This window comes from Thiofilum sp. (assembly GCF_016711335.1).
GTDB lineage: Bacteria > Pseudomonadota > Gammaproteobacteria > Thiotrichales > Thiotrichaceae > Thiofilum.
Genome location: NZ_JADJTF010000001.1, coordinates 1,593,466 through 1,612,797, shown reverse-complemented (window position 1 = coordinate 1,612,797; position 19,332 = coordinate 1,593,466). Strand labels below are relative to the sequence as shown.

The window sequence follows — 19,332 nt, the reverse complement described above, 5'->3', positions numbered from 1 at the left end:
ATTCTCCATCGTGTTTGTTATTTATTAGCTATTAATGTTAACTACTTAACCAAGTCTGCCATATTAATCATGGGTAGTAAGACGGCAAAAATCACTACCAAAATGCCCGAAGCCATTAAGAGAATCAATAATGGCTCCATTAAAGCCAGTAGTTGTTGTACTGAAGTTTTGACTTCCGCATCGTAAATGGTCGCCACTTCATTCAGTAAATGCTCCATTTGTCCGGTTTCCTCGCCGACTCTGAGCATATGTAAGGCATAAGGAGGAAACACTCCTTTACTGAGTAATGTGCGGGTGAGGCTTTCGCCCTGCTTTAAACTGCCTGCTGCTTCTTCGACCGCACGCGCCATGACTCGATTGCTCATGGTGTTTTTAACGATTTGCAGTGCTCCCAAGAGCGGTACGCCATTATGCAATAAGGTACTGAGGCTACGAGAAAAACGCGCCATTTCCACCTTAGAAATTAATGAGCCTACTAAAGGCCATTTGAGCATAGCGCGATCTAGCCGACTGCGGGCTGATTCGTTTTTTAGAAATATCTGAATTAATAATAACCCTAGTAATAAGATACCTAGTATTAACCACCATTGCGTTTTGAGCACCTCTCCGGCTGCAATTACCACCTTAGTAATGGTTGGTAATTCGCCCCCCATATCCTCAAACATGCGTGAGAATTGCGGTACTACAAAAATCAATAAGGCAATAATCGAGCTAACCGCCACCACTAATAAAATAATCGGATAAATGAGTGCAGACATCACCGTGCCGCGTAACTCTTTAGCTCGGAGCATGTAGTCCACTAAACGTGCTAACGCCTCATCCACTGAACCACTTGCCTCACCCGCTCGCACCATATTGACGTAAAAACGGCTAAATTTACCGGACTCATCCAAAGCATCCGCAAAATTGCGCCCACTGCGGACTTTATCTTGGATTTCCTTGACGAGCTGATGAACACCTTTTTGCTCAGTGATTTCTAATAGCACCCCTAGAGCACGATCAAGTGGCAGCCCCGCTTTGAGCATGGAGGATAGTTGTTGAGTGAGTGCTACAATATCGTTTTGACTGACTTTAGAGCTGCCGGATAACTTTAAGCCACTATTGGCTGAAGAAGTCTTAGTACCTTTAGCGGCTACCACTTTGACGGGTATTAAACCTTGAGCTTGTAATTGCTCAATAGCCTGAGCTTCAGAAGCTGCTTCAATGGTATTCTCAACCGCCTCTCCACTGAATTTGACTGCTTTATAGTTATACTGGGGCATCAGCAGTCTCCTCAGCGACACGTAAGACTTCTTCTAGAGTCGTGACACCTTTTAAGGCTTTGAGCAAACCATCTTCATAGAGGGTATACATCCCTGCTTTACGGGCTTGATCTTGAATAACGCCGGCATCCGCATGTTTAAGTACTAAACGGCGCACATCATCATCCATGACTAAAATTTCATGAATCGCACTACGCCCTTTATAGCCCGTATGACCACAAGCCGGACACCCTTTGGCTTGCCACGCTAATAATTCGCCCTCTGGTTGATAACGCCGCAGATTTAATTCTCTAGCTACTTCAGGCAAAACTGGTTTAGCTTCACGACATTGCGGGCATAAGCGCCTCACTAAGCGCTGCGCTAAAATGGCGTTCACCGTAGAGGTAATTAAATAATCTTCAATCCCCATATCCAGTAGGCGTGTCACCCCACCCGCTGCATCATTAGTATGAATAGTCGACAGTACTAAGTGTCCGGTCAGAGCGGATTGAATAGCAATTTTAGCGGTTTCTAAATCACGCATCTCGCCGATCATAATAATGTCAGGGTCTTGACGCACAATGGCACGCAGAGCATCGGAAAACGTCAGACCAATCTTAGGATTCGCTTGAATCTGATTAATCCCCTCTAACTCATACTCCACTGGATCTTCAACGGTTAGAATTTTATTTTCTGGAGTATTGAGGTGGGTCAGTGCTGCATAAAGAGTGGTCGTTTTACCCGAACCAGTAGGACCTGTGACTAGGATAACACCATGAGGTTGCTTTAATTGCTCGTGCAATACGCGCAGATTAGTGTCTGAAAAACCTAAGGTTTCTAAATCTAGTTTAACGCTATGCTTATCTAATAGACGCATGACTACACTTTCGCCGTACATGGTAGGCACGGTAGAGACACGCATATCAATCTCTTTACCCTGTGCGCGTAACTGAATGCGTCCATCTTGAGGCAGGCGGCGCTCAGCGATATTGAGTCGCGCCATCAGTTTAATGCGTGAAATAACCGCTGCGGTGAGTTGGGCGGGCGGCGAGTCTATTTCATGAATCACCCCATCAATGCGGTAACGGATTTTGAGGTGATTTTCAAATGGCTCAATATGAATATCCGAGGCCCGCATAGTCATGGCTTGAGTCATGATTTGATTGACGAGTTTAATCACAGGTGCTTCACTCGCCATATCCTTAAGATGCTCTATATCATCAGGATCGTGATTGGCACTGCTAATCTCAAACTCATCATTTTTTTCATCAGTTTTAGTTTGAGCATAGTAACGCTCAATATGGGCTTGAATCTCAGAAGGTAGCCCCAAAAGCGGCTTGATGGTCTTATCACTCGCCATTGCTAGAGCTTTAAGCATTTGCTCATTGGTCGGTTGCGTAGTCGCTATGGTCAATACGTCGTCTACTAAGGTGAGCGGAGCAATTTCCATCGAGCGTAAGTAGTTAACAGAGACGCCTAGATCTGAGAGACCTTGTTCGGGATAGTCTTTGGTAATCACCATAGGCACACTGAGAAAGCGTGATAACACAAAGGTCATTTCTTGCTCAGACAACATCCCTAAGCGCACTAATACTTTGCCTAAGGGTAATTTTAGTTCCGAGCGGGCACGGAGTGCTTTATCGAAATCGCTGGGTTTGAGTTTGCCTAACTTGACTAAACGTTCACCAAAGGCAACATCCAAATCATCGGAGTGTGTCGCAACCTGCATATTATTATTCTTTATGTCATTAAGGTTACAGCAACCCTAGAGCGGGTTTCAGTTTTTATTGGTTTATATAAAGGAGTACTCAGTGGTACTCCTTTATAACTTTTTTATAAGTTTCGTTGATACCTGAATAAGTTGCAAGTAGTTTTTCAGGCTAGATCCCACTCTGTACCAACATAAACGCCATCATACCTACCATGGCAAAACTGAGAATTAACATCACCAAACTTAAGATACCTACCAAGCGCCAAAAATTAGCTTGTGTGAGTAATACATCATCAAGATCAACGGGTTGCATGGTACTCAAAGCACGTTTAATGGCGGCAGCAAAACGAAATAATTGAATAGAAGCAATAAAAGTAATCACAGTCAAAATAAGGTAAATAGCCGCCATAGGCCATGCCATGCCCGCACCAAACGCTACATCACCCATACCGGTGGCTATCATCCCTACTACGGCTAATAACATGAAAACGGCACTAATTAAACCGAGCGCTCCCATCACCATTACCCAAGGGCGGGTACGTCTGAGCGCTAAAACCACCGTATCAGAATACAAGCCTTGTCCACCTGCTAAGTCTTGAACCTCGGCTTGAGGAGCAGCAAAAATATTATCGTTAGGCATAAAAACTCCTAAATAATGGCAAGGATATAAACAGTTCTCATAAGTATGATAGTCTAACCTTAACCCCACCCTAGTAATTGTAGACTAAGCTCTTAGTAGTTCCAGATAAACCGCTAATAAACAATTACTATGGCTTGCTTAACCTAGGGTGCTACGCTCATGACATCAACCCCTGTAAAAACAAAAGTTAATACGATGAAACCATTTGCTCGAACCTTGATTCGTTACTCCAGCTTTATTTCACTATCCGCTTGCTTGAGTGCTCCCTCACTCGCTGCGGAGCAACCTGCAACCATGATTATTATGGATGGCTCTAATAGCATGTGGACTCAGGTACAGGGTCAACATAAGATTGTGATTGCCCGTGAGAGCTTAGATACCCTTGTCAAAGGTGCAGGCACTACACCTCTGGGACTGACGACTTATGGAGGTAAATGTAACAGTGTCAAAGTCGTGGGCGCTATAGGGATGGACAGCACCGAGTTGCTCAAAAAAGCTAGTAAATTGATGCCTAAAGGTAAATCGCCTATTGCCAGCGCTCTAAAAGCCGCCGCCAATGAAGTCAAAAATAATGGCAATATTTTATTAATTAGCGATGGTGAGGAAAGCTGTAAAGCAGATCCTTGCGAAACCGCCGCTACTCTCAAAAAACATTACCCTAACCTAGTGATTAATGTATTAGGTTTTAATGCTAAAGACGAAGCGCAATTACAATGTATTGCTACTAATACGGGTGGACGCTTTGTATTAGCCCAAAATACCGCCTCTATCGGTGCACTTTTTACCGAGTTACAACCTATTATCGAAGAAAAAGCAATTAATGAGGTGGGTTCTGAAGGCGAAGTACAAGTCTTAACTCCTGATCGTAATCAACCCTTACGCAATCCGGGCACAGTTAAACTGAGCTTAGGTGAAGTAGGCAAAACTGATAATTTGCGCTCTAGTTATTTTATTTATACCCCAGATAATCAACTGGTGACACAGATGACTCAGGGTGAGGTATTCACCACCCAACTCTCAGCAGGTACTTATCGAGTAAATGCCTTATGGAAAGGATTCCGTCAGTCCCAAACGATTACTGTAGCCCCCAAAGAAACCACCGAATACCGTTTTAATATTGATAGAATCGGCACACTTAAATTGAGTGCTAAAGACGCTGAAGGTAAAACGGTTAAAGCCAACTATGCCCTATATGACAGTAATGATAAGGCTATTACTAATTACGTTTTATTAGAGCAAGTGAGTGAACTACTGCCAGCGGGTAAGTATCGAGTCAAAGCCACTTATAACCAAAACTCCTTAGAACAGGATGTCGAAGTGAGTCCTCAAGGAATCAGTGAACAGACGTTTGAATTTAAAGCGCCTAATTCTTAATCTCATCTGCTAAAAACGACCGCTTAGGCATTCGTTCAGAACCTTTTGCTACTATAGCGGTCAGAACTAATAACTGACCGATTATAACCCAGCAGTAGGGCAAGCTTCTGCTCTACTGCTGCTATCATTAGGAGCTTTACGATGAAAAAATATATTGCCTATCCGATAACAATTGCGGCAACTCTTACTATATTATCTCTCACTGGTTGTGGTGCAGCACCTGCTAGTCATACACAAAACGGTGCTGTAGCGGGTTCAGTATTAGGTGGCGTGGTAGGTCATCAATTCGGTAAAGGCGATGGCAAAAAGGCTGCTACCATTGCGGGAGCGATTGCAGGCGGTTATATCGGAGGTAATGTGGGAGCGCAGGCTGATCAATATTATCAACAACCGCGCCCTGCTCCACGCCGTTATTACTACTAAACTCTATACTGATACAACCAGATAGCTAACACTAAAAAAAGGGTCTTTACATGAAATTATCGATTCGTATCCTCACTGCATTGGGCTTAACAGCTACCGTATTAGTCGGTTGTGGTGGTGGAGCTATGATTCCTCCTCCTAGCAATGCCCAAACCGGCGCTATCACTGGCTCCGTGATTGGTGGCGTGATTGGTCATCAATTTGGCAAGGGAGATGGTCAAAAAGCGGCTACTATTTTAGGTACTATTATTGGTGGCTATATTGGTGGCAATATCGGTGCACAAATGGATCAACAAGATCAGGCCAATGTCGCTAACTCCATTGCAACAGGTCGCCCAGCCACTTGGCAAAATCCTAACACTGGCTATACCTATACCGCTAAACCCGGTCCTGTGTATCAAACCACCTATCAAAACCAATCCACTGTCTGCCGTCCTGCTACTATTCAAGCGGTTATCAATGGTCGGATGGAAAATGTAACTATGAAAGCCTGCCGTGCTCCTAATGGTCAATGGCAAGCAGCTGACTAATTGCTGTTAAACATCTAAGGATCAGGAAGCGGCTCTTTTTCGTCTGACAACTAAATCGTCGCTTCCTACCTTTTAAGCCTTACTAACGTTCAACCTACGTGACGACGATAAGTACGCTCTACATAAGTCTGCACTAAGCCCTGAAACTCTTGGGCAATATTATCCCCTTTTAAAGTTACCGTTTTTTGTCCGTCTTCATAGACAGGTGCGACAGGTACTTCACCGCTCCCCGGTAAACTTATTCCAATATTAGCGTGTTTACTTTCCCCCGGACCATTCACCACACAGCCCATCACCGCAACTGACATAGCCTCTACCCCCGGATATTGCGTTTTCCATACGGGCATTTGTTCACGTAGCCATGTTTGAATTTGTGACGCCAGATGCTGAAAATAATCACTCGAAGTACGCCCACAACCCGGACAGGCAACCACTTGAGGAGTAAAGGAACGTAAGCCTAGCGCTTGTAAAATCTCTTGCCCGACAATCACTTCTTTATCACGCGACGCCCCCGGCTCAGGCGTTAATGAGATCCGAATCGTGTCACCAATCCCTTCTTGCAGTAAGACTGACAGCGCTGCGGTAGAGGCAACAATTCCCTTACTCCCCATACCCGCCTCAGTCAAGCCCAAATGCAGTGGGTAATCACAGCGGGAAGCCATATCACGATAAGCACGAATTAAGCCCTGCACCTCACTCAATTTACAGGACAAAATAATATGGTCGTGTGGCAAACCATACTCTTCGGCTTTAGCGGCACTACTTAAGGCTGACTCGATTAAGGCCTCATGCATCACATCGTAAAGCTCTAAGGGCTTAGGCAATTTAGAGTTCTCATCTAGTTTACGCGCCAGTAACTCCTGATCGAGTGACCCCCAATTCACCCCAATACGCACCGGCTTATTATAACGACAGGCAAACTCAATCATTTGGGCAAATTGCTCATCACGGTTTTTACCGCGCCCCACATTACCCGGATTAATGCGGTATTTGGCCAAAGCCTCAGCACAAGCAGGCACAGCGCTTAATAACTTATGCCCATTAAAATGAAAGTCACCGATCAGCGGGACATTACAGCCCATTTTATCTAAGCGCTCTCGAATCTCTGGTACTGCCTCTGCCGCCGCTTGGCTATTGACGGTAATACGTACTAATTCAGAACCTGCTTGAGCCAACTCAGCACATTGAATCGCGGTACGCAATGCATCCGCCGTGTCAGTATTGGTCATAGACTGCACGACTACGGGGGCATTACCTCCTACTAAAACATGCCCTACTTTGACCGTTACCGTAGGATGACGTTGAATCAGTATATTACTTGCCATAATGGTAAAGCTCTTAAGCTAAGAAGGCGGTTATTATGCCTAAAAAACTTTAAACCACGCAAAATATCCCATGCATTGACTAATCCCATTCCTACCCCTAGCCACTCCCTGTAGGATTTAAGTTATAGCCTAAGAGTCACTATGCCAAGTGAAACACATAAATATAAACTATTGTTTTTAATACAAATAATAGAATCAACACTTGATTGAAAGGCAATGAGTGACAACAGGTTGGATCATTTACTCTGGAGCATCATTATGTATAACAAAACATTATTAGCAGGTTTATTAGTCTGTTCTCTGTCATTCGTGCAAGCAGAAGAACGCTCTATGCTGGTGTTAGATGCTTCGGGCAGTATGTGGGGGCAAATAGAAGGCAAAGCTAAAATTGATATTGCCCGTGCTGCGCTCAAAACCTTAGTCGCTGATTGGCCGCCTGATCAAGCCGTCGGTTTAGTCGCTTATGGTCATAGGCAAAAAGATGATTGCACTGATATTGAAGTCTTGCTGCCTGTCGAATTAGGGAACGCTAGTAAAATCGGTGCATGGGTCGACAAGCTAACACCTAAAGGTAAGACCCCGCTATCGGCTGCGGTGAAACAGGCGGCGGAAGCGCTGAAATATACTGAAGAAAAAGCCACCGTTATTTTAATTAGCGATGGGGTGGAAACCTGTAATCTTGACCCTTGTGCCCTAGGGACTGAGCTAGAAAAGTTGGGGGTTGATTTTACTGCTCACGTCATTGGCTTTGATGTGACTAAGACTGAAGACCAACAAGGCTTAAAGTGCTTGGCAGACAATACTGGAGGCAAGTTTATTGTTGCTGGTAACGCAAGTGAGTTAACTACTGCCTTAGAGCAAACGGCTAAAGTAGCTGAAAGCCCAAAAGTTGAAGAGCCACCTACACCGCCTGTGTTACCCAAAGCTATTCTGACCGTGACACCCACTGAGGTGCTGAAAGGGGCTGAGATTAGCGTCAAAGTCGAGGGTGATCCCGACATAGCTAAAACGGCTGATATGCATATTGAAATATTTATGCTGGGGAAAAATACCGCCCTTGCTCACCAGTACTTATATAAAGATAAAAAAACGGGGGGCTATAGTATTGCCAAATTCCGCATGCCGAATGTCACCGGTGATTTTGTAGTGCGTTTGGCTAAAGGGGATAAGCGTGAATTAGTGGCTGAAGTGCCTATTAAACTGCTAGAGGCAACAGTTCAATTAGTTGCCCCCGCGCAAGCAACGATAGGTAGTAAGATTGAAGTCAATCTTGAAGCTCCTTTAGGCTTAAAAGGGCTGGTACGGTTATATCCACAGGCAGGTGGTAAACCATTGGGACTAGGTTATGTGCGCGAAGATGCTGTTCAAAACTATAAGCCTATGCGCTTTACTATGCCAAAGGTAGCCGGAACTTATGTTTTTAAATTTGAAGCTGCACCTGATCAAAAGATTCTAGCCGAACAAGTGATTGAAGTGGTTAATGCAGCAGGTACACAACTATGAAACATTATAAATTAGCGTATTGTTGTGCTTTAGCGTTATGGTCTACTCAAGTCTTGGGCATTGATCTGACAACTTTTCAAAACCAAACTCGTGAGGTTGTGCCGCAACAACCTTTTAAAGCTACACCCGTGTGTATGATGGACGACGAAGCCTCGGAAGGGTCCGGCGCATCGTGTTCGTTTTTTAATAGATCAGGCATGTTAGATGCTACGGTGCATTTGAGTATTGGTGTGGGTAAAGAAGCTAAGGCGGATGAGGACGAGGAGGCGGGTAATCCAGAGAATACTATTATTACTCCGGTGAAAATCGAGGGTTGGCAAGGTACTTTTATGACTAAGCGTAAACCTGAAGACGGTTTTCTAGGAAGTGCTTTAACGCTGCAACATCCGCAAAAAACTTATCAATTATTGTTGGCGGTAGGCTGGCAACCTAAAGACCCAGAAGCTATCAGTGATAAGCAACTCAAAGCGATAGCAGGCAAACTAGCTAAGTTGTATACCGCTCAGCCTGATTTATTGGGCGCGGCGGGGCAACTGGAAACTAGGGCGGGTATCGTTGGCAGTTGTTTATTAAAGAATGGTTGGTGTGAAGATTTTGCGGATATGAAAGGGTTGAATTTATCGGCAGTGATTAAGAGTGTGGGCGAAGGCTGTAATAGTGGCGGCGGCAAATGGTCTGAGCAACCTTGTGACCATAAAGGTATGGGCGGCGCTTGTCGCACTGATGAAACCATTATTCATGGTCACTATCGTATGACGGTGTGGTATCCGACTCACTTTGAATTGCTCCCCATGATGAAACAAGGTTGTCAGGATTGGATTAAGCCCTAATCTACCGCTGAACAAATTCATTGCTTTAGTCAGACTATGGGTAATACTCATAGTCTGAACCAGCTAACTTAGCTCTACCACCGCGTTAATCTGATGTTGAATTAGCTCTATAATTACCATAATAAGTAATAGCTTAATTTGATCAATCAGTTATTTAGTCAAAATTTTATAATAGAAATTGGTGGCACACAGTGAATGGTCGGGCATTAACGCATAATTGGGAACCGTACCTACTTTTTGCCATTGTAAACGCTGATATAAACGCTCGGCTGTATAGGTTGCGGTGTCTAATACTAATAAGGTTTTACCCCTTTCATAAGCAGTCTGCTCTGCTGCCCTCATCAAAGCTTCCCCTACTCCTTGCTGGCGTGCCTTACGGTGTACTAGGAGTTTTACTAGATCGGCTCGATGAGGCTGATTTTCGGGTAAATCCATAATAAGGGTGACAGTGCCTATGAGTTTATTCTCCGCATCAAAAGCCCCCCATACTAAGCGCTCCCCCTGCTCGACACTGGATTTTAATTTTTGCCAATAATGTTGTGCTTTAGCAATCGTCATAGGCTCAACAAAACCGACCGAAGCGCCCCCCTCCACTGCATCAATTAATACTTCACTCAAACCAGCAATAGTGTTGTCATCAAACAGTGTCAATAATTGAATGGTAAACAAGCTTATACCCTCCGCAGAAACTTAACTGTGATTAGCAATAGCGACCAAATAATGAGTATCTTGTTGGCTAGGGTTGTAATAGGTCATGGTTTGATTAAGCTGCATGGCAAAACAATCGTCGCTATGTAGCAAATACGTGTTATCACCTAAAGTAATTTTCAAGCTACCTTGTAATACCCAAATTTGCTGATAGACCGCACCTTCACGCTGTTGGGTTTCGTAATGAACCCGTGCGCCACTAGGTAAAATCACCTTCACCAACTGTAAAGGTGAGGGATAATTGGGAGGCGAAAGATTCCAACGCTGATAACGCGTGTCAGGATCGCACCAACTCGTGCGCTCATCAGCACGGACTAGGGGATTTGATGCACTTTCTGGATCTTCAAACAAAGCTGCTAAAGTTACACCCAATCCAGTCGCTACTTTTTCTAATAACACTGCGGTCGGGCTACTTTCTCCACGCTCAATTAATGAAAGCATTGCACGACTTACTTGTGTAGTTTGTGCTAACTGGTCGAGTGTCATTTGGCGTTTAATACGTAAGCTTTTAATCCGCTTAGCGATTCGACTATGAATATCTTCTGGCATAGCTTCACTCAAAATCCAATATATTAAAAATATATTCCAATATAATAGAATAGAGCAAGCCCTTTATTGATATAGCTAGTGCTCCAATACTTATGAATCATTGTGCATTCATGCCATGTCAAATCTATGCTAATGTGCGTCCACTACTACTGGAGGATGACAATGAAAAAAGAAACCCTATCAATTCACGCGGGCTACACGACCGAACCTACTACCAAATCCGTAGCTGTGCCGATTTATCAAAACGTTGCCTATGAGTTTGATAATGCTCAGCATGGTGCAGATCTATTTAATTTAGCGGTTCCGGGCAATATCTATACCCGTATTATGAATCCTACCAACGATGTATTGGAAAAGCGCATTGCTGCTCTAGAAGGTGGCTTAGCAGGTTTAGCCGTGAGTTCAGGCATGGCGGCGATTAATTACGCCATTCTGACCATTGCACAAGCAGGCGATAATATTGTCAGTACGCCACAACTCTATGGCGGCACTTATACCCTATTCGCTCACATGCTCCCCAGCCAAGGGATTCAAGTGCGTTTTGCGGAAAATGATTCAGCCGAAGCGCTTGAAAAACTAATTGATGACAAAACCAAAGCGATCTACTGCGAAACTATCGGTAATCCAGCGGGTAATATTGCTGATATTGAAGCGATTGCAACAATGGCTCATAAACACGGTGTAGCGGTCATTGTAGATAATACGGTAGCGACTCCTATGCTCTGCACCCCGATTGAGTATGGTGCGGATATTGTGGTACATGCTTTGACCAAATATATCGCGGGGCATGGAACATCGATTGGTGGCATTATTGTCGATTCGGGCAAATTCCCTTGGGCGGAAAATAAAGAACGTTATCCTGTATTGAATCAACCCGAACCCTCTTATCATGGTGTGGTTTATACTGAAGCGTTTGGTGCAGCGGCTTATATCGGTCGTGCCCGTACTGTACCTTTACGCAATACAGGCTCAGCGCTTTCACCGTTTAATGCGTTCTTGATTTTGCAAGGGGTGGAAACCTTAGGTTTACGCATGGAGCGCCATTGTGAGAATGGCTTAGCCGTGGCTAATTACTTAAAAAGTCATCCTAAAGTCGAGTGGGTGAGTTTCGCAGGCTTAGAAGACAATCCTTATCATGCTCTAGCGCAAAAGTACTTCAATGGTAAACCGGCCTCGCTGCTGACCTTTGGTATTAAAGGCGGCTTTGATGCAGGGGTAAAATTCTATGATCAACTGCAAATGATCAAGCGCCTAGTCAATATTGGCGATGCCAAAAGCTTAGCCAGCCATCCTGCTTCAACGACTCACCGTCAATTGACCGAAGCTGAGCAATTGCGTGCAGGCGTGCGCCCTGAAAGCATTCGCTTGAGTATTGGTATTGAACATATAGACGATATTATCGCCGATATTGAACAAGCATTCGCGGTGGTTTAAAAAATGTAGGGCAAACACATAGGTTTGCCCCTACCGGTATTCATTAGGCAAAGAAAGCAGCGCTAGCTCTCTTTGCCACAAAAGCGCTGCGCTTTGGGCACTTTTCTTCAGTCCCTCGCCCTGCAAGCTCGAATAAAACTGCACTTGGCGCTGCTGAGTACGATTACTTTGTAATAAATGACCTTGGCTTAAAATATTAACGACTTGGCGCGTCACGGCTTGACTGGTTTCTACGATAGTCATCTGCCCTTGAGTTAATTCGCTCAGGGTTGCACGCAAAAAGGGGTAATGGGTACAACCCAATACTAAGGTATCAACACCCTGCGCTTGCAAAGGTTGTAAGTACTCGCTCAATAATTGTTTTAATTCAGTACTATTAAAATCACCCTGCTCGACATGCTCCACTAATCCGGGGCAAGCCTGTACAAAGACTTGAGCCTGTTGAGCGTAGGTATCAATTAAACGTTGGAGGCGTGTACTATTAGCAGTTTGACGAGTAGCTAATACTCCAATTTTGCCATTTTGAGTTAATTTGGCGGCAGGTTTGACTGCTGGCTCTAAACCTATAATGGGAAGCGCAAGATATTGGCGTAACACTTCGACTGCATATGCTGTAGCGGTATTACATGCTACCACGATAAGCTTTACATTTTGGCTGAGTAAAAAATCACTGATTTTGATACAGCGCTCAGCAATATAGTGTGCCGTTTTAGCTCCATAGGGCGCATGAGCCGAATCTGCCACATAGATTAAATCCTCATGCGGCAATTGACGCTCAATCTCTAATAAGACCGATAAACCTCCTAGACCTGAATCAAACACCCCAATCGGTCGCTTAGCCATGAACAACGCCAGTCGAGTAATCCGCAATCACTTGTTGCCAAATCGGAAATAAAGCCGGATCAGAGGCTGCAAGGGTGGATTGCGAACCTACTTGAGCGGTTGAAATAGGCTGCCCTTCTACTGTGCTAGCCATACCCCCCGCCTCTTTGAGCAGTAAAGTACCTGCCGCTAAGTCCCATAGTTTCATGCCACCGTGTAAATAAACTTGTCCACGCCCTGCCGCCATCCAAGCCCACTCTAAAGCACACGTCCCTAGGTTACGTTGTGAACCAAAAGGCATGTGATTGACTAGATTAGTGCGCAAGGTTGGCTTCAAGCGTTTAAAATCAATAATCCCTACCGCTTGCTTTAGGCTTAAACCACTATTTGAACATTTAAGACGGGTATTATTTAAATAAGCACCCTGCCCTGATTGAGCGCTAAAAACTTCATCCCGCACGACATCATAAGTCACAGCTTGCACCACTTGCCCCTGATGTAATAAGGCTAATGAGGTACAAAATAGCGGCATTCCCGCCGTAAAGTTACTGGTTCCATCCAAAGGATCGAGCACCCACAACCATTCATGAGTCTCCAGCAACTGTTGCTGTTGCGCCGTACTCATCTCCTCACTCAAAAAAGCGATATGCGGATAGGCTTGAGCTAACTGATGCTCTAAGGCTTGGTGGCAGGCTAAATCGGCTTCGGTAACGACACTCCCGTCGGTTTTGATAGAAAAACCAACTTTATTAAAACGTGGAGCAATTTCCTGTTGTGCCACATGCTTGACCCATTGGGTCACTTGTACTAAATCCGGTAACATGATTGCTCTCTTTATCGCTGAGCTTGCTAATCTAGCTAGAGCACTCTATGAGCGTCAAGCGTCTGGCTAAACCTTATTACCCCAATGCGGCGCAACAAAATTTATTTTTGCGGCTTTTCGGTTTATCCTGCACCCACTTTTAGCAGCCCAGCGTGACTCCCATGAGCCGATTAAAAAATGATACTGATTACTTTCACGGCAAAACCGCAGCGATTGGCGTACTGCTAGTGAATTTAGGCACACCCGACGCCCCCGATACGCCCTCAGTACGGCGCTATTTAAGGCAATTCCTATCTGACCCAAGAGTGGTTGAAATCCCGCGCCTCATTTGGTATCCGATTTTATACGGGGCTATTTTGCCCAAACGTCCTGCCGCGAGTGCGGAGAAATATAAGCAAGTCTGGACTGCTCAAGGCTCCCCCCTATTAAGCATTGGCAAGCAACAACAACAATTATTACAACGTGAGTTAGAAATACGTTTTGCCGGCACGGTTAAAGTTGCCCTCGCTATGCGCTATGGTCAACCCTCGATTGAGGAAGCATTAGAAGAATTACGCCAAGCAGGTATGCAACGCTTGGTGGTATTGCCGCTTTATCCGCAATACTCCTCTACCACCAGCGGAACCACTTTTGCAGCTGTTTTTAAGGAAATAGGCTCATGGCGTTGGATGCCTGAATTACGTCAGATTAATCATTATCACGATCATGCAGGCTATATCAAAGCTTTAGCGGATAGTGCTCGTGAACACTGGGATAAGCATGCACGCGGTCAATTATTATTGATGTCGTTTCACGGCATCCCGAAACGTAATTTAACCTTAGGTGATCCGTATTTTTGTGAGTGCCACAAAACCGCACGCTTACTGGCTGAAGAATTGAATTTACGCCCTAATGACTATCGTGTGACCTTTCAATCACGCTTTGGTAAGGCGGAATGGTTGCAGCCCTATACTGATAAAACCTTAGAAGCTCTACCCGCCGAAGGGATTAAAAAAGTTGACGTGATCTGCCCCGGCTTTGCCGCCGACTGTCTAGAAACGCTGGAAGAAATTCAAGTTGAGAATCAAGAGCACTTTATTAAAGCAGGCGGAGAGCAGTATTATTACGTTCCAGCTCTGAACGCACGAGAAGATCACATTCGGATGCTGGCTGATTTGGTACAACAACATACCCAAGGCTGGCCCGAAGCCGATCCAAGCGCTCAAAGCCAATGGCAACGACAAGCAGATTTAACGCGCCAACGCGCACAACAGTTAGGGGCTAAGCAATGAAGGCAGTATCCAACCGAGTAGGACTGATCTTAATTGGGGACGAGCTATTAAGCGGACAACGCCAAGATAAACATATGGCCAGCGTTATCGCTATGCTCAAAGCACGCGGCATGACCTTAGCTTGGGTTCGGATGGTAGCCGATGAGCGTGAAATGTTACTAAGCACCTTTCATGAGACACAAAAAACTAATGAAATTGTATTCAGTTTTGGCGGTATTGGAGCCACACCTGATGACTTAACGCGCCAATGTGCCGCAGAAGCCTTTGGTTTTAAACTCTATCGCCACCCACAAGCGGTCGCACTCATTGAGCGTCAATTTGGGGAACGCGCTTATCCGCAACGCATTCGTATGGCGGAATTACCCGACAATTGCACGCTCATTCCTAATCCTATTAATAAGGTTCCGGGCTTTAAAGTGGCACACCATCACTTTGTCCCCGGTTTTCCCAATATGGCGTGGCCAATGATTGAATGGGTATTAGATACGCATTACCGCCACCTCCAATCCCCTAATCCCGACATTGAGCAACGTTGGGAGCTTAGCAATGTCCTCGAAAGTGACCTCATTCCTATGATGGAGCAATTACTAGAAACCTTTCCCGCCGTGCGCCTTTCCAGCTTACCCAGCACCGAGCGTAGTCGCGTGATTGATTTTGGCTTAAAGGGTCAACCGGAAGCCGTCAACGATGCGGGACAGTGGTTTGAGCTACAAATGCAAGCGCAAGCCATCTCCTGCCAGCGCCAAGCTGGTTAGTGTTACGCTAACTCCATGAAAGATTCATTTACCGCGCCCTCATTTGAGTGGCGCTGGTTGCATCCACGCTATGGGGTGACTTGGCTAGGGGTAGGGTTATTATTGCCTTTAGCCTATGCACCTTGGCAGTTACGCTGGTGGCTAGGGAAACAGTTAGGGCGCTTACTTTACAAATATCAAACTAAGCGCCGAGCTATTGTCGAGATCAATCTTAAACTATGCTATCCACAGCTTTCTGATGTTGAGCGCCATCAATTAGCCCTCCAGCATTTACAGCATTATGCAGCTGCCTTATTGGATTACAGCGTACTGTTTTTTCGCTCTCGCGCTACGCTGGCTCAACGTATTCAATTACAACTACCCACTACCTTCCAACAGGCATTAGCTGATCATAAACCTATCATGCTACTGTTAGCTCACTCCACTTGGCTTGAGTTTGCACCCTTAGCTATCGGTCTAAATTATGCCGCCTATGGTTCTTATAAGCCGCTAAGCAACCCGATTTTTGATTGGTTAATCGCACGCAGCCGTTTAAAAGATGTGCAATTTGTCATTCCCCGTGAAGCTGGCTTATTAAAATTAGTACGTGCCTTAAAACCCGGATTAATCTTAATTTTCTTACCTGACGAAGATTTAGGTCTAAAAGCCTCTGTATTTGCCCCCTTCATGGGTCAAACTAAAGCAACTCTGACCACACCCGCCCGTATTGCTGACTTAAGCAAGGCACATTGTTTTGCTGCCTTGGCTGGTTTTAATCCTCAATCGGGTTACTATAGGATTGCCATGAGTGAACGACTCCAAGCTTACCCCAGTGGTGATGCAGAGCGTGATGCGACTACTTTGAATCAGGCGTTAGAGCAATTAATTGCGCTTTATCCAGAACAATATCTTTGGCTATTGAAAATTTTTAAAACTCATCCAGAAGGTCTGAATATTTATAGCCAAACTCCGCTAACCAACTGATTCAGCTATTATTTACGAGTATTAGGCAGTTGGGCGGGAACCATGACTACAGATACCTTATCGTAACTTAAGCCTTGAATACTTTTTTCCACAATCAGCTTAATTTCAGACTTCATACTTTCTAATTCAAAAGAAGGGTGATACTTAATAAAAACCGAAGCTGATGAGGGAGTGACTGGATTATTGTTCGTGACTACAGCATCCTCAGGTAATACCACATGCACCCGTGCTACGAGTACGCCATCAATTTGGGATAATGTTTCTTGCACGCTTTGAGATAAAGCATAGATATAACGCGCACGTTCCTCTAAAGGTGAAGAAATCAAACCATCCTTTTTAAATAACTCTTGCATAGAGGCCACTTTTTCGCGTGGATAACCATGCTCACGCAATAAAGCCACTGCTTGAGGAATTTTGGACTCGTCCACATTAAGCGTGTAAGTACCGTTTTTAGCATCCGTAATTTTTTCAGCGCTAATATTATTTTCTAGCAAAATCGCCATCATATTATTAGCATCTATTTCATTAAGCTGGCTGTGAAGTTGTACTTTACAACCAGCTAACAATAGAACACTAAGCAATAAACTAATGCTAATTTTAGATTTTATTTTTATTATTTTCATTGAGCACCTAGAGTATTAATATCAGCCACTTGCTCTAAATAGCGTTTTAAAGCCTTGAGCGACCTGATTGACCACAGCAGAGGCTAAATTAACTGTAGTTGTCCACATTTGGGCATTAAATGTCCAAGCCGTAGTATCTTTTTGGTAATTTAAGGCTGCGGTTTGAGTCTTTTGGATGTCCTGCAAGGCAGCCTGATAGTCGTTTGCCTCACCTCCACTCGAGCTTACATCAGGATAAGTCAGGACGGAATTGCCATCCTTAGCACCACTTTGAGTTAAATAATCACTAAATTGAGGATGACTTTGCAATTGATTCAAAATGGTTGAATAAGAACTATCCATATCGGATAGTTTATTAATCACCAAATCTTTAAAAGAAGTTGATTCTACACCTGTCGTTGGCTCTACCATTTGTAGGACAGCCTGATCGTTGGTACTACTTTTGAGCGTGGACAAATCCAACTTACCACTCATCACATCCTCAAAACGCATCACATCTTGAGATTGGGGTGGTGGTAAGGTTTGCGCCATAGGTGCGCCCACCCCACTCAGGGGGGCAATACTCATTAACACACTGGATTCAATCATGGAGCGATACTCCTTTACTATTGATTGAGGTAGGCATTAGCAATACTTTGTTCGTCTGCATTACCATGAGCTGAAACTTCTCTAAATAACTGTTGAGCTTCACCTTGTTGCCCAATTTGATTAAGAGCGATTCCTAAAAAGCACTTAGCGCTCATATGATCAGGCTCATGGACTAAAATCTGATTACGCAAAATATCGATAGCCATATCGTATTCACCTGAATAAATGCGTGTAATCGCCAAACCCATTTTAATCGGAGTTTGCTCTCGACCCACTGCATCCACGCCATCCATGATAACTTTAGCTCGTTGAACATCCCCTCTAAAACAAGCCATATAACCAATTTCGGAAAGTAATTGCAGTAATTCTGTTGTTGCTTGCATTTTTTTACTTCATATTCAGGATTAGAAATAACACTACTACCTAGAGCAGTATTCACTTAATAATCAGTTAGTATTAAAACTTGACTAAAAAATTTAGTAGGCATGTAGCATAAGCCGCCAAACGATTTATTAGATCTATTCAGTATTAATATCTTCCTGAGCAGTACAAAATTATTAATATTTATTGTCTAGTATTGGAAAGCTTAGAATTTTAATTATGGTAGCTAAGCATAGCTAGCTACCATAATGGCACTATAACGTATAAAACGCCATAGTGCTCTTAACTAAATATTACTGGCTTAAGCTACGAATTTGCTGTGCAATCATATTATGCATTTTATCTTTCATAGCAGACTGCATAGCGATAATATCACTTTGCGCAGTAAAATCAGCGTTCATTTTGGTCATTTCCGCTTGACTTCTTAAGCTATTGGCTTGTTGGGTTTTCATATCTGCTAGAGCAGCAGCATAGGGATCCGCACCGCCAGCACCAGAAACAGCTAAATCAGACATTCAATCATCTCCTTATTAATTTACCAAACTTCCAGTAATTATCCATATAAAGGTATAACTACTGTGCAAATTAGCATTAATGGCTAATGCTAATATTAATTGCAAGATTTAGGTTAACGTTGTCCCCAAACTTGTTCTACTACCTCAGAGCTTGCTTCAATAGCCTGAAGTAATTTATTCAGCTTATTATACTCAACCGGATCAACACCTTGATTGAGTTCAAATCGCACCTGAGAAGCAGCTTGGTTAAACTTCTCTAATAACTCGTTTTTATAGATACCGGACACATCTTTTTTTAGATTTTCTTCTATTTGTAATGGCAT

General features: G+C 44.1%; 22 protein-coding genes. 9 read left to right on the top strand and 13 right to left on the bottom strand.

Translation table 11 applies throughout. The features are described 5' to 3' along the window. Nucleotides 1-41: 41 nt before the first annotated feature. The 3 genes from IPL34_RS07645 to IPL34_RS07635 form a co-directional block, all read right to left on the bottom strand. Nucleotides 42-1,262 (bottom strand): type II secretion system F family protein, encoded by a 1,221-nt coding sequence (locus tag IPL34_RS07645; RefSeq protein WP_296840167.1) that lies wholly within the window; start codon nucleotides 1,260-1,262, stop codon nucleotides 42-44. After that, nucleotides 1,249-2,970: a type II secretion system ATPase GspE gene (gspE, locus tag IPL34_RS07640; protein WP_296840164.1), complete on the bottom strand. Its 1,722-nt coding sequence runs from the start codon at nucleotides 2,968-2,970 to the stop codon at nucleotides 1,249-1,251. Before gspE ends, IPL34_RS07645 begins: the two co-directional genes overlap by 14 nt. Nucleotides 2,971-3,121: 151 nt before the next feature. Next, nucleotides 3,122-3,592 carry a hypothetical protein gene (locus tag IPL34_RS07635; protein ID WP_296840162.1) on the bottom strand — a complete coding sequence of 157 codons (471 nt, stop codon included), beginning with the start codon at nucleotides 3,590-3,592 and terminating at the stop codon, nucleotides 3,122-3,124. 195 nt (nucleotides 3,593-3,787) lie between these two features. On the opposite strand from IPL34_RS07635, the gene IPL34_RS07630 reads away from it, so the two are divergent. The 3 genes from IPL34_RS07630 (at nucleotide 3,788) to IPL34_RS07620 (ending at nucleotide 5,919) form a co-directional block, all read left to right on the top strand. Beyond that, nucleotides 3,788-4,966 carry a VWA domain-containing protein gene (locus IPL34_RS07630; RefSeq protein WP_296840160.1) on the top strand — a complete coding sequence of 393 codons (1,179 nt, stop codon included), beginning with the start codon at nucleotides 3,788-3,790 and terminating at the stop codon, nucleotides 4,964-4,966. Between the two features lie 141 nt (nucleotides 4,967-5,107). Next, the gene (locus IPL34_RS07625) at nucleotides 5,108-5,389 is read left to right on the top strand and encodes a glycine zipper 2TM domain-containing protein (RefSeq protein ID WP_296840158.1); all 282 of its coding nucleotides are present in this window, start codon (nucleotides 5,108-5,110) and stop codon (nucleotides 5,387-5,389) included. A gap of 50 nt (nucleotides 5,390-5,439) precedes the next feature. Further along, nucleotides 5,440-5,919 (top strand): glycine zipper 2TM domain-containing protein, encoded by a 480-nt coding sequence (locus IPL34_RS07620; protein ID WP_296840156.1) that lies wholly within the window; start codon nucleotides 5,440-5,442, stop codon nucleotides 5,917-5,919. Nucleotides 5,920-6,008: 89 nt separating this feature from the next. Here the strand turns inward: IPL34_RS07620 and ispG are convergent, their stop codons facing one another. After that, a complete protein-coding gene (gene ispG, locus IPL34_RS07615) occupies nucleotides 6,009-7,244 on the bottom strand; it encodes a flavodoxin-dependent (E)-4-hydroxy-3-methylbut-2-enyl-diphosphate synthase (protein WP_296840154.1) in 1,236 nt (411 codons plus the stop codon). Nucleotides 7,245-7,502: 258 nt separating this feature from the next. On the opposite strand from ispG, the gene IPL34_RS07610 reads away from it, so the two are divergent. Together IPL34_RS07610 and IPL34_RS07605 are read left to right on the top strand one after the other, a co-directional pair. Next, a complete protein-coding gene (locus tag IPL34_RS07610) occupies nucleotides 7,503-8,747 on the top strand; it encodes a VWA domain-containing protein (protein ID WP_296840152.1) in 1,245 nt (414 codons plus the stop codon). Continuing rightward, a complete protein-coding gene (locus IPL34_RS07605; protein WP_296840150.1) occupies nucleotides 8,744-9,577 on the top strand; it encodes a hypothetical protein in 834 nt (277 codons plus the stop codon). The genes IPL34_RS07610 and IPL34_RS07605 overlap by 4 nt, the downstream gene beginning before the upstream one ends. Nucleotides 9,578-9,727: 150 nt before the next feature. Here the strand turns inward: IPL34_RS07605 and IPL34_RS07600 are convergent, their stop codons facing one another. Together IPL34_RS07600 and IPL34_RS07595 are read right to left on the bottom strand one after the other, a co-directional pair. After that, a complete protein-coding gene (locus tag IPL34_RS07600) occupies nucleotides 9,728-10,246 on the bottom strand; it encodes an N-acetyltransferase (RefSeq protein ID WP_296840147.1) in 519 nt (172 codons plus the stop codon). Nucleotides 10,247-10,267: 21 nt separating this feature from the next. Next, nucleotides 10,268-10,834 (bottom strand): XRE family transcriptional regulator, encoded by a 567-nt coding sequence (locus tag IPL34_RS07595; RefSeq protein WP_296840145.1) that lies wholly within the window; start codon nucleotides 10,832-10,834, stop codon nucleotides 10,268-10,270. 162 nt (nucleotides 10,835-10,996) lie between these two features. Between IPL34_RS07595 and IPL34_RS07590 the strand changes: the two genes are divergently transcribed. After that, nucleotides 10,997-12,268, top strand: a complete 1,272-nt coding sequence (locus tag IPL34_RS07590) for an O-acetylhomoserine aminocarboxypropyltransferase/cysteine synthase family protein (protein ID WP_296840142.1) — start codon at nucleotides 10,997-10,999, stop codon at nucleotides 12,266-12,268. Between the two features lie 30 nt (nucleotides 12,269-12,298). Here the strand turns inward: IPL34_RS07590 and murI are convergent, their stop codons facing one another. Together murI and IPL34_RS07580 are read right to left on the bottom strand one after the other, a co-directional pair. Next, nucleotides 12,299-13,111: a glutamate racemase gene (murI, locus tag IPL34_RS07585; RefSeq protein ID WP_296840139.1), complete on the bottom strand. Its 813-nt coding sequence runs from the start codon at nucleotides 13,109-13,111 to the stop codon at nucleotides 12,299-12,301. Continuing rightward, nucleotides 13,104-13,913 (bottom strand): inositol monophosphatase, encoded by an 810-nt coding sequence (locus IPL34_RS07580; RefSeq protein WP_296840136.1) that lies wholly within the window; start codon nucleotides 13,911-13,913, stop codon nucleotides 13,104-13,106. The genes murI and IPL34_RS07580 overlap by 8 nt, the downstream gene beginning before the upstream one ends. A 161-nt stretch (nucleotides 13,914-14,074) precedes the next feature. On the opposite strand from IPL34_RS07580, the gene hemH reads away from it, so the two are divergent. From hemH to IPL34_RS07565, 3 genes are read left to right on the top strand one after another with little or no spacing between them, the layout of a single operon-like run. Continuing rightward, nucleotides 14,075-15,184, top strand: coding sequence for a ferrochelatase (gene hemH, locus IPL34_RS07575; protein WP_296840133.1), 1,110 nt, complete (start codon nucleotides 14,075-14,077; stop codon nucleotides 15,182-15,184). Next, the gene (locus tag IPL34_RS07570) at nucleotides 15,181-15,939 is read left to right on the top strand and encodes a competence/damage-inducible protein A (protein WP_296840130.1); all 759 of its coding nucleotides are present in this window, start codon (nucleotides 15,181-15,183) and stop codon (nucleotides 15,937-15,939) included. Before hemH ends, IPL34_RS07570 begins: the two co-directional genes overlap by 4 nt. Nucleotides 15,940-15,954: 15 nt before the next feature. Next, nucleotides 15,955-16,902, top strand: a complete 948-nt coding sequence (locus IPL34_RS07565; RefSeq protein ID WP_296840128.1) for a lysophospholipid acyltransferase family protein — start codon at nucleotides 15,955-15,957, stop codon at nucleotides 16,900-16,902. A gap of 8 nt (nucleotides 16,903-16,910) precedes the next feature. Here IPL34_RS07565 and sctJ read toward each other — a convergent pair whose 3' ends face one another. The 5 genes from sctJ to IPL34_RS07540 all read right to left on the bottom strand — a co-directional run bounded on the left by sctJ (nucleotide 16,911) and on the right by IPL34_RS07540 (nucleotide 19,332). Beyond that, nucleotides 16,911-17,525, bottom strand: coding sequence for a type III secretion system inner membrane ring lipoprotein SctJ (gene sctJ, locus IPL34_RS07560; RefSeq protein ID WP_296840125.1), 615 nt, complete (start codon nucleotides 17,523-17,525; stop codon nucleotides 16,911-16,913). A gap of 21 nt (nucleotides 17,526-17,546) precedes the next feature. Continuing rightward, nucleotides 17,547-18,113 carry a hypothetical protein gene (locus IPL34_RS07555; RefSeq protein WP_296840121.1) on the bottom strand — a complete coding sequence of 189 codons (567 nt, stop codon included), beginning with the start codon at nucleotides 18,111-18,113 and terminating at the stop codon, nucleotides 17,547-17,549. 17 nt (nucleotides 18,114-18,130) lie between these two features. After that, nucleotides 18,131-18,496 (bottom strand): tetratricopeptide repeat protein, encoded by a 366-nt coding sequence (locus tag IPL34_RS07550; RefSeq protein WP_296840119.1) that lies wholly within the window; start codon nucleotides 18,494-18,496, stop codon nucleotides 18,131-18,133. Nucleotides 18,497-18,787: 291 nt separating this feature from the next. Next, nucleotides 18,788-19,009, bottom strand: coding sequence for a hypothetical protein (locus IPL34_RS07545; protein WP_296840117.1), 222 nt, complete (start codon nucleotides 19,007-19,009; stop codon nucleotides 18,788-18,790). A 113-nt stretch (nucleotides 19,010-19,122) separates the two neighbouring features. After that, complete coding sequence (locus tag IPL34_RS07540; protein ID WP_296840115.1) at nucleotides 19,123-19,332, bottom strand: EscE/YscE/SsaE family type III secretion system needle protein co-chaperone; 210 nt, start codon at nucleotides 19,330-19,332, stop codon at nucleotides 19,123-19,125.